We start from the raw sequence: 15,547 nt of genomic DNA, 5'->3' as shown, positions 1-15,547 counted from the left end.
GATACTTTTTACAGTACCAGAAGTTATATATAATTCCTTTTATCATGTCACACATAAAAAATCAAATACCGGAGAGGAGAAACATGATAATGAACAATGGTAGACGTATCGGACTCATTATGATTATTATAGGGGCTACATTATGGGGATTATCTGGTCCAATGATTCAGTGGCTATTTCAGCATACTAATGTATCCTCAATTGATTTTTTAACAATTCGCTTGTTGCTTGCAGGAATATTTATTTTGTCTTTCTTACTTATAAAGAAACAAAACATATTTCAAATTTGGAAACACCCTAGATATTCTATACAACTTATTATTTTCTCTATTCTCGGCATGCTTGGTGCGCAATACGCCTTTATTGAAACAGTTCATGTTAGTAACGCCGTTACAGCGACATTATTTCAATTTCTTGGCCCTGTTCTTATTACCATTTATGTCGCATTTGGACAAAAAAAATTCCCAGCGTCTATGCAACTGCTCGCAATTATAACAGCACTAACGGGGACATACTTTATTATTACAAATGGTTCAATTGAAAATATTGTTTTATCAAAAGAAGCCATTATTTTTGGTCTATTAACTGCAATTGGATTTGCATTTTATACCCTTCATCCAGCCTCTCTTATTAAAGAATGCGGAACAACTGTAGTAATTGGCTGGGGAATGTTAATTGGCGGTATTGCCCTGCTTATTTGTAATCGCTCGTTTGAATGGAATCAGCTTTCACAAACTTTTACATCAAGAACTTTTTCTATGCTTATTCTTATCATCATAAGTGGCACTCTTTCTTTCCTCCTTTATATCGGTAGTCTGAAATATTTAGCAGCAACAGAAACGAGCATTTTATCTAGCATTGAACCACTTGTAGCTGCCATCGTTTCAATCGCTTGGCTAAATGAATCCTTTGGAGCATATCAATTATTAGGCGGCGTATGTATCGTTCTTTCTGTTATTTTCTTAACGATGCCACAAAAAGAGAATAAACCTGCCTTTTCAACTGAACAAATATAGAAAATGTCAAAAGAGGTCGTACAAAACTTACGACCTCTTTTTATACTTTAAAGGAATTGTCCCGCTTTCTAGCAAATACAATTACACTAACAATAAAATTTAGGAGTGTGACACCATGAAAAAAATCGGAACTATGCTACTTTTCTCTTTTCTCATCGCTGGATGCACACAAGCGCAACCTGATTCAGAAGCACCTAAAAAAGAAGCCATCGCAACGTCATCCACTCAAGTTAATGCACCTTCCTTCTTTCATCTTAGCGTTTTAAAAGATGTAAATTGGGAAGAAACACCCTCCTTCATACAAGAAAAAATACCTTTAAAAGGCATCGAAGAAAAAATCGCAATGGCTGATAGTCCTATTATCGCAAATGAAAAAAATGAAATAATGTGGTACTTTTTAGATCCTGAAATGCCAACTGGAAAACTATCTATTATTGCACTAAAACAAGGATCAATAACTCCAACACCCGTACTCTTTCAACAAGAAACTTCCAAACCAACTTGGACTACTTCAAATACAATTGATTCTACTACAAACGAACTCCCTCTCACTATGTCACTACCTTCATCTGGATTATGGATATTAAATATATATGTGAATGAAAAATATTATGATCAGTTTTTAATTACCGCTGAGTAAAGTGACAAAACTAAAACCCTTTCTTACAACAATGTAATTTCTACGTCATATACTTCGATAGTTGAAGTATCTCCCTTCTCTTATACTTAAAGTAAGAAATGACATGAGGAGAGATAAGAGATGAAAAAAATGATAGAAGTGATCGTAGCAGTAACTGAGGTTTTAGTAAATGGTAAACAAGTTGCAATGGAATTAAATAAATAGTGAAGACACACAAATAAATAATTTTACACTTCTTCATTATTTTGATTTCTTATCTCAAAAAAGCAGTGCCTTTTTAGGCACTGCTTTTAGCTATTAATAACTTGGTATTTTCATAATTTGCGCCACACCTGAATCAATGGCCGCTTTCGCTACAGCTTCCGCAACACTTGGAACAACTCTTTTATCTAACGGATTCGGGATTACATAATTCGCATTACGTTCTTCGTCCGTAATGATGTTAGCGATCCCATATGCTGCCGCTAATTTCATCTCTTCTGTAATATCAGTCGCGCGCACATCTAACGCACCACGGAATATCCCTGGGAACGCCAATACATTATTTACTTGATTCGCATAATCCGAGCGTCCGGTTCCTACTACAGCTGCCCCAGCCTCTAATGCATCCTCTGGGAAGATTTCTGGAATTGGATTCGCCATAGCAAACACAATTGCTTTATCATTCATCGTTTGTACAAGTTCTTTCGTTAATACGTTAGGAGCAGATACGCCAATAAAAATATCAGCTTGATGAATCGCTTCTTTTAACGTTCCACGCACATATTCTCGATTTGTCTTTTTGGAAACTTCAATTTGTGCTTCGTTCATCCATGATTCACCTTCACAAACAATACCTTCTAAGCTAACTAACGTAATGCGCTTTGCACCAGCTTTTAATAATAATTTTCCAATTGCAATTCCTGCCGAACCCGCACCGTTAATAACAATTTTCACATTATCCATTTGTTTGCTAACAACTTTTAATGCATTAATAACAGCTGCTAAGACGACAATAGCGGTCCCATGTTGATCATCATGGAATACAGGAATATTTGTTTCTGCTTTTAATCGCTTTTCAATTTCAAAACAACGTGGTGCCGCAATATCTTCTAAGTTAATTCCTGCAAACGTAGGCTCTAAATTTTTCACAAGAGTAACGATTTCATCCACATCAGTCGTACCTAAACATAACGGGAAAGCATCTACATTCGCAAATTTCTTAAATAAAATACTCTTCCCTTCCATAACAGGCATAGCTGCTTTCGGTCCAATATTCCCTAAACCAAGTACCGCTGTTCCATCTGAGATAACTGCCACCATATTACCGCGTGCCGTATAGTCATACACTGTTTCTTCATCCGCCGCAATTGCTTTGCAAGACTCCGCTACACCTGGTGTATATGTCAGGCTTAAATCATCCGCTGAATTTACTTCTACTTTACTTGTAATTTCAATTTTCCCTACTAATTCTTTATGCAGTAACAATGATCTTTCATTAATTTGATTATCTAACATACTTATAATCTCCCCTTAAATTGACAAGCTAGCTATATGAATATAGCTAGCTTGTTTGATCATGAAAACATTTTCAATAAAATTGTCGCTGTTACAACCATTGCTGCCCCGCCTAAACGTGTTGAAATTTGCGCAAACGGCATTAATTCCATACGATTTGAAGCTGATAAAATAGCAACATCTCCAGTTCCACCTAAACCACTATGACATCCCGTTACAATTGCTGATTCAACTGGATACATTTTCATCACTTTCCCTACAAGAAAACCTGATGCTACCATTGTAAGAACAACTGATGCGCACACAACAACATATCCTACTGAAAGAACTGCTGCTACGTCTTTTAACGGAATATATAGCAATCCTAATCCAACCATTAACGGCCAAGTTAAATTCTTCGAAATGAATTTATATAAATGGAATGCTCCTTGCTCCATTTTTGCTGGCATTAATTTAAAGTATTTCACAAGTGCTGCTGAGAAAATCATAATGATTGCCCCAGGAATACCGATGAACTTAGAAGCAAATCCTCCGAAGATGAAGAACGTACACGCAATTAATAAACCTGCTCCCATTAATGAGAAGTCAATTGGCTTCTCTGTATTTTGTTCTTTTAATAACTCTGCTTGATTGTCTGTTTTCACTAATACACCGTTACCACTAAGCTCCGGTTTCTTCTCACCTAAACGCTTCATATACCCTGCACTCACGATTGCGAACATATTTCCAATAATAGCCGCTGGAATAAGTTGTGATACAAACGTTGCTGATGATTCATTTAAAATATCACTATAAGCTAGCGACAATGGTAAAATCCCTTCCCCAATACCACCACTCACAATTGGTACGATGATAAAGAAGAATGTTTGCTTCATTTCAAATCCAAATAGTGAACCGACCAATAATCCTACCGCTACAGAAGCTAACGTCCCTACTACTAAAGGTATAAACATACGAACGAAACCTTGTACTAATACTTTACGATTCATTCCTAAAATACTTCCGACTACTAAACAAGAAATATATAAATATAAAAAGTTCGATTTTTTCATTAACATAGTCGCAGCTTCCATTGAAGCTGGATTCATCCAGTTAAAAAATACAAGTAATGATGGAATAAATAATGAAAGTATTGCCGGGCCGCCGATATTTTTTAAAATTGGAATTCTCATTCCAATGTCGCCTAAGAAAATACCCATGATCATAATAACTGCAAATCCACCAATCATATCTGCTGGCAATTTATTATATACAGATGCCCCATAAATAATAGCAGCCAATACTACATATAACGGTAAAGGTATAACACCGATTTTTACATTCATAATTTTAGAAGTGAAAGATTCTCTTTGTACTTCATTTCCTCCAGAAAATGATACCGCTTCCACATTCTTTTGAATTCCCATATGGCACCTCCTTGTTTTCTTAATAACAATATTAAAACGCTTTCAATAGTAAAAATAGTTTTTGTAAGTTTTGTAATTGATTTTGTAATTAAAAAAAGTATAAGCGACTTATAATAAGTCGCTTATACGTAAAACTCTATTTTATTTTGGTCAATACATCTTAATTTACTCACTGGTCTTCCTACATGTTGATACACCATTTCGTTTTCTAATACTCCAATTTCAGTCAAAAACATTACATACTTTCGAATAGAAACTCTTGAAACTCCAACTAATTGCGCCATTTGATCTGTTGTAAACGCTCGTCCATTCAGCGACTCGATCTTTTGCCAAATTAATTGCATCGTTTGCTTCGTTAATCCTTTCGGAAGCTCTTTAGTGACAGTAGGCTCTCTTTTTTCTTTTTGCAAAATTAACGAATCTAATTCCGATTGACTAATTTTTTGTTGTTCTTTCATGAAAGTAAGCTTTTCTCGATATATAGTTAACGCCTTTTTAAATCGTTCAAATGTAAATGGTTTAATTAAATAATCTACTACACCATATTGTAATGCTTTTTTAATACTCCCCATATCATGTACAGCTGAAATCATCATAATATCGATTTCTTTTTCTTGGTTCCGAATATACATTAAAAGCTCAAATCCAGTTTCTTCAGGCATAAAAATATCAAGTAATACTAAATCTACTCGTAATTCCTCTAATACTTCTATCGCTTCTTTAACGGAGTTAACTGCTTGAACAAGTTCAAACCCTCCTACTTGCTCTAAATAATGCGTATTTAACATTGCTACCATCGGGTCATCTTCTACAATTAAAACTTTAATCATATTTGCCTCTCATCCCTACCTTTAGGTATTTCAATTGTTATCGTTGTTCCCTTTCCTACTAATGAATGCATATGAATTTCCCCATTTATTCGCTGTATACTTTCTTTTACAAGATACAAACCATAACCACGGTTATCTCCCTTTGTGGAATAACCTTTCGTAAATAATGCCCCTATTTCTTCTTCTGGTATACCTTTCCCCGTATCTTGTACTGTAATGATTAATGTATCCCCATATTGTATCTCAAGTTCAACTTGCTTCTTTTTACAATTCATCACTGCCTCTAATGCATTATCAATTAAATTTCCGACAATCGTAATTAGTTCATGAATAATACTTTCATCATCTATTTCCGGCATGTAAGAATCTTCACTTATGATTAATTTTATATTTTTCTCTCTAGCATAGCTAAGTTTCCCAAGTAAAAAACCAGCAAATACTGGACTTTTTATTCTCTCCATAACCCCACCAATTTCATATTGATGCTCTGATACCATACCGCTTATATACTTCTGTAATTCTTCATACTGCTTCATGTGTGTAAGTCCTAATACGACATGCATTTTATTCATAAATTCATGCGATTGTGCCCGTAATGCTTCCGCATATAGTCTAATACCAGTTAATTCTTCTGCTAATTTTCTAACCTCTGTTTTATCACGAAATGTTGCAATTGCACCAACTATTTCTCCTTTTACATATAAAGGAACACGATTCGTCACAATCGTAATTCCATAAATATTTTGTTCTTCGTTTAATTGTACCTCTCCCGTTTGTAATACTTCTTTTATACGTGAATTAGGCATATACAACTCAACATCTTTACCGATAAAATCTTCTTCAAGTCCACTTTTCTTAAACAATCGTTTTGCCTCATTATTTATTAAAGTTACATTGGCTTCTTTATCTACAGCAATAATACCTTCCTTTACAGATTGTAGCATCGTATTTCTTTCTTCAAGAATTTTCGCTATCCTGTGAGGTTCAAGACCGAATAAACTTTTCTTTATATGTCTAGCTAGCAATATTGCTCCTATAATTCCAACTAGTACTCCAACTCCGACACCAATGTAAATGATATGTCTACTTTCCCTAACTCTCTCTTTTACATTATCTGCTGAAATACCAACGGCCACCGCTCCAAGTTGTTCACCTGTTTCAGAAAATACAGGTACAAACACTCGCATTGAAATACCTAAAGTTCCTTCTGCCAGCGATACATGTTCCTTTCCTTTCAATGCAGGCCCTTCATCTCCCCCAATAAAATGATAGCCTATTTTTTGAGGATTTGGATGTGATTTTCTTATTCCATTCATGTCCATAACTACAATGAATTGAACACCTGTGTTTTTTAATATTCTATTTGTATACGTTTGGATTGCAGAAGTATCTGCCTTCCCAATCAAACCATCGATTACAATTGAATCATTCGCCACAATGTGTGCAATTGTTTTTGCTTTCTCTGCTTGGCTATCCTCCGTCGTCCGTTCTACATTATGACTAATTAATATATCTGTCACAAGTAAAGAAAAAATTACAACTGTACAAACTAACAATGTAATCGTTTTCCATAAATTCCATAGTCTTTTTCTTTTTTTCATCCCGTTAATGACTCCCCTAATTGCTGAATAGAAAAATAAGTAAGGTGAAAATAATATCACCTTACTTATCTGCTGTTATTATACTTTAAATTTACTAGTCATCGCTTGTAGTTCTTCGGCCATCCCAGCTAAGTTTTGCGAAGCTGAACTAATTTCTTCCATTGAATTCACTTGTTCTTCTGTTGAAGCAGCAACACTTTGCATACTAGCTGTATTTTCTTCTGCAGCCGCTGCAATTTCATCAATAGCATTTGTCACTTCATTTGCATCTCCAGCAATTCTCTTCGTTGTTTCTACCATTTGATTAACTTGAGAAACAATATGTGTAGTAGAACTTAAAATTTCCGTAAAACTTGCTTTCGTTTTTGTTACAACATCAAGGCCTTGTTGAACTTCTCCATTCACATTATCCATCGCCTTAACAGTATGTTCAATATCCGCCTTAATTTCTGCAATTAAATTTGCAATCTCTCCAGATGATTCTCCTGATTGCTCCGCTAATTTTCTAACCTCATCAGCTACAATAGCAAACCCTCGGCCCTGTTCACCTGCTCTTGCCGCTTCAATAGCCGCATTTAAAGCTAATAAGTTCGTTTGAGTAGCGATGTTTTGAATCGCTTCAGAAATAGCTCCTACCTGCTTTGATTTCTCATCAAGAAGTTTAATAATAGCATCTGACTCGGATACCGATTTAGAAATAGACTGCATTTGTTTTGCTGTTTGTTCAACCAATTCTTCCCCTTCTTCAGCTCTTTCTCTCGCATGTAATGAGGAGATAGAAATTGATTCCGCGCTTCCAGTTACATCTTGAATTGCTGTATTTACTTGTTGTAATGTAGCCGCACCTTCTTCAACACCTTGACTTTGTGATTCAGCCCCACCTGATACTTGTTCCATTGCAATTGTAATTTGATCTGTCGCATCATTTGCTTGCTGTACGCTCGCTGTTAACTCTTCAGCCGATGCAGCGACATGTTCTGCTGAAAAACTAATTTGAGTAATCACATCTTGTAAAGAGGCAGACATTTCATTAAATGAATTCCCTAATTTCCCTATATCATCCTTGGAATGGATTGTAATTTTCTCTGTCAAATCTCCCTTACTAATTTTATGTGCCGAGTCAGCTATTTTTCTTAATGGTCTTGTAATAGACTTTGTAATGAAATAAATTAATACACTACCAAATACAATAGCTATAGCAATGACAATCAAAGTCTTATAAAACACTGGATTCGCAGCTTCGGTAATTTCTTCGTCGAACATAACCCCGACTACTTTCCATCCTGTTTTCTCATTTGTTGCAAAGATTAAATTCTTTTTATCACCTTGTTCTGTATAAGACACATTTCCTTGTTTTTCTTCATAAATTGGTTTAATCCACGGATCAGTAACTTTTGCACCTGGTTTTCTAGATGGATGACTAACAATTTGCTTATTTTGATCTAGAATAACTGCATAACCTTTTTCACCAATGTTAATCATTTTGGAAATTTTTAAGATGTTATCTAAATTTAAGTTAATTCCTATAACACCTTTACCATCTTTTACTTCTTTAGCAATTGTCACTACCATATTTTTAGTAGATGCTGATTGATATGGTGCAGTAACAATTACTTTCCCTTTATTTTCATGTGCTTCTTTATACCAAGATCTATCTGTTGGATTATACCCATCAGCCATTTGGATAAATGGTTCTCTTATAAACTTTCCTGCCTGTGTTCCAATATAAATACCTTCTACTTCTGGATGAAGTTTTATATATTGCGTTAACTTCGTTCTTACTATTTCTTCTTGTCCGTTTGGATATGTATCCTCTGTTAAAATGTCTGCAAAGTACGCCGCATCAACAAATTTCTCTTCTATATTTTGAGAAATAACAGTATTTAAAACTGAAATATTCTCCTTTGCTTTACCTGTAATTTGTTGTTCAAAATTTGTTTTGGCAGTTTGATATGAAACACCACCGATAATAAGTCCTGGTATAGTTAAAATAAGAAAAAATGAAATGATTAATTTTTTCTTAACACTCATACATTTAACCCAGTTAAATATTTTTTGCATAATAATCCTCCTTTATGTAATGTGGATACTTGTGTAATTTTATACAAGTAACATATATAAAACAATATATAATGATAACATGTAATTTTTTTGTCAATTATGCATTTTTACATATTCACTACTTCTAAATATTTAATCATAAAAAATAAGAGAACCTCAGCTTATTTCTTAACAAAAAACACCCACAAAAACTCCTCTTACAGTTCCTTACATCTATTTCCTTACTAATTCATTTAGAGCTTTTCACATAACTAATCGCCTGACTCCCCATTTGCATCCATGCCTTTTCAAATTTTCCTCTCGGCACTTTTACATCTAGGCTATCCTCGAGAGGATCCCGAATATATACAAATTCTTCATCGTATCCAATCAGTACTACACAATGTTCATTATACGTAATAGAAACATCTCCGCTATTTGTTTCCCATGTAGTAAATTCATCTTCATCTAATGGCGCAAATGTTGCATTCGTAATCATAACTACCGGTTGTCCTGATTGTACACTCTTATAAAGTTCTTCTATACTCTTCCCTGTTAAGTCCACAGCTTTATTAGGTAAATACTTTTTCGCTAATTGAAAAAGTGGTCCGTGATATACACCATATCCAGATTCAGAAAAGGTATAAATATTCCCTACAAATCCTTCATTCGGATTTCCACGTACACCATCGTTCATAAAATCAACTTTCTTTATTTCATTTGCTAATTGCATCTTATCCACTGTAATGCCTGCATATTGTAACATCATCGCTAAGCTAGTCACTTCACAGCCTCTATCTAGCTCTGGTAATTGCTGAATTAAAGGTACATTCGATAAGATGACCTTTTCATCATTATTACTAAAATCTGCTTCTTTTCCGCTTTGTATATTGAAGAATGTTAACTTCTCCACATACTTTGTAATGCCATTTTTATATACATTCCATACTGCTATAGCTAGTAAAGCCATACATATATACCACTTCCATCTCCGTATCACTCTCACACCCTTTTTAGTTCGTTAAATAAGAATAAAACGCATCAGCATCCGTGCGAATCACCGGTACAAAATTTAGTTCTTTTCCTTTTTCAGGCTGATCTTTTTTAATTTTTTCTGCTAATTCTTGAACGTTCATATTCGTTTTATCCATATTAAGCTCATCTGCCATTTGTAACACTTTTTGTTCATTAATTTCGCTTAATACTTGATATATATCTTTACCATACAAATCAATATGATATTTTTTTGCTTCTTCCTGCACCTTTTGTTCATACACTTCTTGCGCTAACGTTTCTATCTCTTTTTCTTTTTGTGAAATACCTAACTTCCCTGCTTCCTCTCTTACTTTCGTTCCATAGATTTCTTCCGCAATGTCTTCTATTTCTTTTCCATTTGTCGAAATGCCTAATTTATCCGCTTCATCATTAATTTTAATCGTATTAATTTGATTAATTAAATTTACAATCGTTGTATTTTCTATAGATATGCCTAGCTTTAACGCTTCTTGCTTCACTTTTGTTTCATAGATTTCTTCTGAAAGAGTTCCAACGTCTTTTCTTTCAATCGAAATTCCTAACTGTTCAGCTTCTCTTCCTACTTCCGTCTCATGAATTTCTTTTTCTAGCGTAATTTGTTCTTTCCCTTCCGTTTCAATACCTAGATTCTCCGCCTTTTCTTCTGTATGCACCGCATGTATCTTTCCATTATTTAATTGTTCTTTACTGCGCTGCGTGTAATTTGTCTTTCCTTGTGATGTTTCAGAAGGAGAGGCACCCCCTAATATGCTTAAGCTCATTACTCCAATAGTGAATACCGTCATCATTTTCTTTTTCAAAATTAATTCCTCCCTCTTACACTTTCTTTTCCATCATTCCCTATACATAATCGAAATAACATTATGATCGATATAATCTGCTCAAATACCTTTTTATAATCGCTTCTTCATAGGGCGAACTTTCTGTATATCATACATGTTATAAATAGTTTCTTAACTTTCCCTTAAAAAAAGACGACCTTGTAAAAACAAGATCGTCTTCTCACTTATATTCTTTGATTTTTAGGGAAATTCACTTCAAAACAAGTACCCTCTCCCCATTTGCTATCTACTAATATTTTCCCATAATGCTTTTCTACAATCCAATTTGCGATTGAAAGGCCTAATCCCGCTCCTTCTGACGCACTTCTCGCTTTATCACCTTGATAAAAACGATCAAATAATTTTGGGATGTCCTCATCTTTAACCCCTATCCCGTCATCTTTCACCCGTATACGAATTGAGCTGCTCATTTGCGTACAATCGATTTGAATATGCCCGCCCCCATTTGTATACTTCATCGCATTATCTAACAATATGACCATCATTTGATGAATTCTCTCTCTATCACCCATAAATGATATGTCATGTTCTACTTTCAATATCATCTCTTTTTCTTGATATGAAGCAATTTCCTTATATGGATCTACTATTTCTTCTAACAATTTATCCATTTCAAATGTTCTCTTATCCATCTCAATTTGATTAGAATCCGAACGTGCTAACAATAATAAGTTAGTTACAAGCTTAGATAACCGTCTACACTCCTTTGAAATCGTAGAAATATCCATCGCTTTTTCTTCTATTGTCGCAGATGGTGACTGGAATAACACATCCGTTTTTGATTGAATAACCGCAAGTGGTGTCCTTAATTCATGTGATGCATCCGAAACGAATTGCTGCTGTTTTTCCCACGAATTTTGAATGGGTATGAGTGCCCTGCCGGCTAAGAAAAAGCCGATGCCTATTGCACATAAACTTCCTACGCTACAACCTATAGCAAGAATTAAAAATAAAGTATTTAACATTTCTTTTTCAGCTGTTATATCGCGTACAATTTGAACTATTTTTGTATCTTGTTGAAATGCAAACGTTCTAAAATATTGCCCTTGCACTTCTATATCTTGCAAAGTTCCTAATTTCTTTGGAGAAAACTTTTCCAAATTATCTTCAAAGATAAAACGGCGTTTGCCGTTTTCAATACCTATCTCCACTGTGTTTCCAAGCCAAGTTAACTCCGTTATCCTTGGATCCCCAATCGGAGGATATCCCCTAATTTTTTTAGGTAGTTTTTTATCATCTGAATTCTTTCTATGCTGAACGGATTTTCCTATCGATTTATCTACTTCATTATAAATACGATTATATGTGTATGAATAAATGATACTGCCTAATACACCTATCAAGATAATAAATACTAATGAATTCAATATAGTCAATCGAATGCGTGTTTTCTGAAACATGCTTCCCTTTTTCATTGTTCTTTTAATATATATCCAATACCTCGAACAGTTTGAATATCTTTCTGATAACCGAATGGCTCTAATTTTTTACGTAAATGATGTACATACACTTCTACAATTGCTACTGTCGTATCTGAATCAAATCCCCAAACACGATCAAAAATTTGTTCACGCATTAAAATCTTTCCGCTATTTTGAACAAGGTACTCTAGAAGCTCATATTGTTTTAATGTTAACTTCGTACTTTGTCCATCTACTTGAACGTCTTTATCTTTTCCGAACAGTTCAATCCCTTTATAACGAATAGTCTGCTTTGTTGTTAAATTACCGCTTCGTCGTAATAAAGCACGAATTCTCGCTTTTAACTCTGGAGCCTGAAATGGCTTAACGATATAGTCATCCCCACCAAAGTCTAAGCCTTTCACGCGATCTTCTAAAGAGTCTCTCGCTGTCAAAAATAGGACTGGTGTTTCAATTTTTTCATCACGTATTTTTTGAATTACTTCAAAACCGTCCATTTCTGGCATCATCACATCAAGTAAAATGGCATCATATATATTTTGTAACGCTAGAAATAATCCATCTTCCCCATTCAATGCTGTATCTACTTCAAATTCATCGCGTAATATTTGGACAATAGACTCTAATAAAGAAGCATTATCTTCTACTACGAGTAAGCGCATATTCTCACCTTCCACCATATTGTTCAATTCTATTTATAATTATATTTTAACGTTTTTCTCAATATAAAATTTGAATGATTTATTATAAAAATTCTTTCTTAAATTTTTCTTAATAAAAAATTGAAAGAAATAAGACTCCCCTTATCTCTTTCAACTTTTTACTACGTACACCTTTTTACTCGGCAATTCTAAACAATTTAACTGGCCACCATATACAGCACCGCCATCAATCCCTATAATACGATTACTCCCAAAATACACGCCGCAATTCTCACTACCATGAAACGTTTTTGTTTCCGTATGACCAAATACAACAACCTTTTCACCACTATACCCACTATGAAACTCATTACGTATCCACATTAACGTATATGGTTCACATTCCGAAACTCGCTTCAATGGCTCAACACCGGCATGTACAAATATATACTCTTCTGTTTCAATGTAATGATCTAATTCTTGAATAAATTTTACATGTTCCTCTAAAACATGCGATTGTAAAATTGGTTTTTGGAAGGCTTCTTCATTAACCACAATATCTTCTTCTACAAAGCCATAGCTGTATAAAGTCTTATCTCCACCATTCCTTTTTACCCAATGGTTCCATGAACGTTCTTCATCAGTCGTTAACGCTTTAATCATCATATCTTCATGATTACCCTTTAGAACGAGGGCTCCCTCTTCTTTTAACGCTTTTACCTTTTCAATTACAGCACGCGCATTGGGACCACGATCTACATAATCCCCTAATAAAATCAATTGATCCTGTCTTGCATCATATTGAGCTTCTTCTAATAACTGTTCGAACTTTTCTATTTCTCCATGAATATCACTAATAACAAGAATTCTTTTCATATTATCCCCTTCTTTCTAAGCCACTCTCTTTCTAATTATAGTTCAAAACAACAGAAATTTCTGAATCCATATTCGAAATCACATTTATTACAAATAAAACGATTGTCCTTACAACAATGTAAGTCTCTTGTCATCCAATTCGATAGTTGCAAGTGCTATATTTCCTTATACTAAAAGTAAGAAATGAAACAAAAAACAAGGAGAGATGAGACATGAAAAAAGTGATGGAAGTTGTAGTAGCGGTGGCAGAGGTTTTCGTAAATGGCAAACAAGTTGCAATGGAGTTAAATAAATAATGAAAAGGACAAGATTCATTCTAGACCCTTTACTCATATAAAAGAGATAAGACTTCTTCATTTTTTTGATCCCTTATCTCCTTGTAAAAAAAGCCGTATCCTTTTTTGGGATACGGCTTTCTTATTGCCATGTTCATTTACACACTTTATTATTCCTAGTTGGTTATAAACAAGTAAAATCTCGGCTTAAATTGTTTTATCCTCCTTATTTACTATACCCTCTCTTCAAACAATTTTTTCAAAACAAAAATCCCATTCAAATACACATTACTGAATCCATCATACTAAATGACTTCTTCATTCTGTCTATCTAAATGAGATTATTTCGTACTTTTTATTTCTTTATCTTGTTATTCCACCGGTTGTGGTTGTGGCTGTACGACTTCATTCGCTCCAGCTAACCTCAACATATTTGCAATATCTTTAAAACCTCTTTTTTCAGCATATTGCAGTGGCGTAATATTTTCCTTATTGGCCATATTTACATCTGCCCCGTGGTCAATAAGCATTTGAATTACTTTCTTATGATTTTCACTACCATTTCCTAATACGATTGCTTCTACTACAGCTGTTCCACCACGATCATTTCTATAGTTCACATCAATATCTGTATGCTCTAATAACTCTTTTACGACCTCTACATGGCCACGTTCAGATGCAGAAATGAGTGCTGTTCCACCTGATTTAGTAGTTTCTTTCGTATTAACCCCTGCATTAATTAGTAGCTTTACAATGTCTGTATATCCTTCTCTACTTGCATAAAGAAATGGATTACTTTGTTTCTCATCTTTCCTTTCAATATTAGCACCTGCACCAATTAATGCTTTAACTGTCTCTACATGATTTTGATACGTTGCTGCAAGGATAGGAGTTTCTCCGTTGTCACCTTCTACGTTTATATTGGCTCCATCTTGAATCAGCTTCATAGCTGTTTCCGTGTCTCCAAGAGTCGCAGAAAGTAGCAACTGTTTGTCCATTAAATTTATACTTTTTTCTTCTTTAGGTTCTTCCTGTTCTTTATGCTTTTCTTTTTTCTTTTCGTTTTTCACATGAACCGGTTTCGATTCTGGCTCCTCTTGCTTATCGCAAGCCACTACCGTCATTAAAAGTCCTAATAACATACATAATAAAATTTTTTGTTTTCTCACAACTACAGCTCCTATGAAAGATAATGTTTTCTTAACCATTCCTCCATCACATACAATAACTCTTCTTGAGTACATTTATCCATAAGCCCTTTATATTCCTTCTTTAATCGGATTATCTTAAAACCTATACTATGTTTCTCAACCTATTGGAATGATGTGCCTGATGGCCTCATCATTAACATTATGAAGCAATTAGTTTAGCACGATTTTACCGCATTTGTATACATTTCTAAAAAGTACATAAATGATTGCTTTAGG

13 protein-coding genes and 1 pseudogene are annotated in these 15,547 nt (G+C 34.4%); 2 read left to right on the top strand and 12 right to left on the bottom strand.

The window, feature by feature from the left end; translation table 11 throughout:
• Window positions 1–89 precede the first annotated feature (89 nt).
• Together JDS99_RS21115 and JDS99_RS21110 are read left to right on the top strand one after the other, a co-directional pair.
• Window positions 90–1,016: a DMT family transporter gene (locus JDS99_RS21115; RefSeq protein ID WP_199695648.1), complete on the top strand. Its 927-nt coding sequence runs from the start codon at window positions 90–92 to the stop codon at window positions 1,014–1,016.
• A 115-nt stretch (window positions 1,017–1,131) separates the two neighbouring features.
• A complete protein-coding gene (locus tag JDS99_RS21110) occupies window positions 1,132–1,656 on the top strand; it encodes a DUF4871 domain-containing protein (RefSeq protein ID WP_087983429.1) in 525 nt (174 codons plus the stop codon).
• 297 nt (window positions 1,657–1,953) lie between these two features.
• On the opposite strand, the gene JDS99_RS21105 is transcribed toward JDS99_RS21110, so the two are convergent.
• The 12 genes and pseudogenes from JDS99_RS21105 to JDS99_RS21055 form a co-directional block, all read right to left on the bottom strand.
• A complete protein-coding gene (locus JDS99_RS21105; protein WP_199695647.1) occupies window positions 1,954–3,153 on the bottom strand; it encodes an NAD(P)-dependent malic enzyme in 1,200 nt (399 codons plus the stop codon).
• Window positions 3,154–3,212: 59 nt separating this feature from the next.
• The gene (locus JDS99_RS21100) at window positions 3,213–4,559 is read right to left on the bottom strand and encodes a 2-hydroxycarboxylate transporter family protein (protein ID WP_098096008.1); all 1,347 of its coding nucleotides are present in this window, start codon (window positions 4,557–4,559) and stop codon (window positions 3,213–3,215) included.
• A 122-nt stretch (window positions 4,560–4,681) separates the two neighbouring features.
• Window positions 4,682–5,389 carry a response regulator gene (locus JDS99_RS21095; RefSeq protein ID WP_088061782.1) on the bottom strand — a complete coding sequence of 236 codons (708 nt, stop codon included), beginning with the start codon at window positions 5,387–5,389 and terminating at the stop codon, window positions 4,682–4,684.
• A complete protein-coding gene (locus tag JDS99_RS21090; RefSeq protein ID WP_149213941.1) occupies window positions 5,386–6,990 on the bottom strand; it encodes a sensor histidine kinase in 1,605 nt (534 codons plus the stop codon). Before JDS99_RS21090 ends, JDS99_RS21095 begins: the two co-directional genes overlap by 4 nt.
• Window positions 6,991–7,068: 78 nt before the next feature.
• Window positions 7,069–7,887 carry a methyl-accepting chemotaxis protein gene (locus JDS99_RS32815; protein WP_434087966.1) on the bottom strand — a complete coding sequence of 273 codons (819 nt, stop codon included), beginning with the start codon at window positions 7,885–7,887 and terminating at the stop codon, window positions 7,069–7,071.
• A 120-nt stretch (window positions 7,888–8,007) separates the two neighbouring features.
• Window positions 8,008–9,021: pseudogene (locus tag JDS99_RS32810) on the bottom strand (HAMP domain-containing protein); the annotation flags it as partial.
• A 259-nt stretch (window positions 9,022–9,280) separates the two neighbouring features.
• On the bottom strand, window positions 9,281–10,030 hold the full coding sequence (locus JDS99_RS21080; protein ID WP_142291672.1) for a C39 family peptidase: 750 nt from the start codon (window positions 10,028–10,030) through the stop codon (window positions 9,281–9,283).
• Between the two features lie 13 nt (window positions 10,031–10,043).
• Window positions 10,044–10,865: a transporter gene (locus JDS99_RS21075; RefSeq protein WP_088061776.1), complete on the bottom strand. Its 822-nt coding sequence runs from the start codon at window positions 10,863–10,865 to the stop codon at window positions 10,044–10,046.
• Between the two features lie 206 nt (window positions 10,866–11,071).
• A complete protein-coding gene (locus JDS99_RS21070) occupies window positions 11,072–12,322 on the bottom strand; it encodes a sensor histidine kinase (protein ID WP_472926334.1) in 1,251 nt (416 codons plus the stop codon).
• Window positions 12,319–12,990: a response regulator transcription factor gene (locus tag JDS99_RS21065; RefSeq protein WP_088061772.1), complete on the bottom strand. Its 672-nt coding sequence runs from the start codon at window positions 12,988–12,990 to the stop codon at window positions 12,319–12,321. The genes JDS99_RS21070 and JDS99_RS21065 overlap by 4 nt, the downstream gene beginning before the upstream one ends.
• A gap of 150 nt (window positions 12,991–13,140) precedes the next feature.
• Complete coding sequence (locus JDS99_RS21060; RefSeq protein ID WP_048562841.1) at window positions 13,141–13,845, bottom strand: metallophosphoesterase family protein; 705 nt, start codon at window positions 13,843–13,845, stop codon at window positions 13,141–13,143.
• A 646-nt stretch (window positions 13,846–14,491) separates the two neighbouring features.
• The gene (locus JDS99_RS21055; protein WP_097857531.1) at window positions 14,492–15,364 is read right to left on the bottom strand and encodes an ankyrin repeat domain-containing protein; all 873 of its coding nucleotides are present in this window, start codon (window positions 15,362–15,364) and stop codon (window positions 14,492–14,494) included.
• Window positions 15,365–15,547 lie beyond the last annotated feature (183 nt).

This window comes from Bacillus cereus group sp. N6 (genome assembly GCF_016483705.1).
In the GTDB taxonomy this organism is placed as follows: domain Bacteria; phylum Bacillota; class Bacilli; order Bacillales; family Bacillaceae_G; genus Bacillus_A; species Bacillus_A wiedmannii.
This window is presented reverse-complemented; position numbering and strand designations above follow the sequence as displayed.

What these genes read in the sequence shown, in the direction of transcription:
- JDS99_RS21115 (WP_199695648.1), top strand. Translation starts at nt 90, where the DNA reads ATGAACAATGGTAGACGTATCGGACTCATTATGATTATTATAGGGGCT.
- JDS99_RS21110 (WP_087983429.1), top strand. Translation starts at nt 1,132, where the DNA reads ATGAAAAAAATCGGAACTATGCTACTTTTCTCTTTTCTCATCGCTGGA.
- JDS99_RS21105 (WP_199695647.1), bottom strand. Translation starts at nt 3,153, where the DNA reads ATGTTAGATAATCAAATTAATGAAAGATCATTGTTACTGCATAAAGAA.
- JDS99_RS21100 (WP_098096008.1), bottom strand. Translation starts at nt 4,559, where the DNA reads ATGGGAATTCAAAAGAATGTGGAAGCGGTATCATTTTCTGGAGGAAAT.
- JDS99_RS21095 (WP_088061782.1), bottom strand. Translation starts at nt 5,389, where the DNA reads ATGATTAAAGTTTTAATTGTAGAAGATGACCCGATGGTAGCAATGTTA.
- JDS99_RS21090 (WP_149213941.1), bottom strand. Translation starts at nt 6,990, where the DNA reads ATGAAAAAAAGAAAAAGACTATGGAATTTATGGAAAACGATTACATTG.
- JDS99_RS32815 (WP_434087966.1), bottom strand. Translation starts at nt 7,887, where the DNA reads ATGGAACAAGTATCAGGTGGGGCTGAATCACAAAGTCAAGGTGTTGAA.
- JDS99_RS21070 (WP_472926334.1), bottom strand. Translation starts at nt 12,322, where the DNA reads ATGAAAAAGGGAAGCATGTTTCAGAAAACACGCATTCGATTGACTATA.
- JDS99_RS21065 (WP_088061772.1), bottom strand. Translation starts at nt 12,990, where the DNA reads ATGCGCTTACTCGTAGTAGAAGATAATGCTTCTTTATTAGAGTCTATT.
- JDS99_RS21060 (WP_048562841.1), bottom strand. Translation starts at nt 13,845, where the DNA reads ATGAAAAGAATTCTTGTTATTAGTGATATTCATGGAGAAATAGAAAAG.
- JDS99_RS21055 (WP_097857531.1), bottom strand. Translation starts at nt 15,364, where the DNA reads ATGTACTCAAGAAGAGTTATTGTATGTGATGGAGGAATGGTTAAGAAA.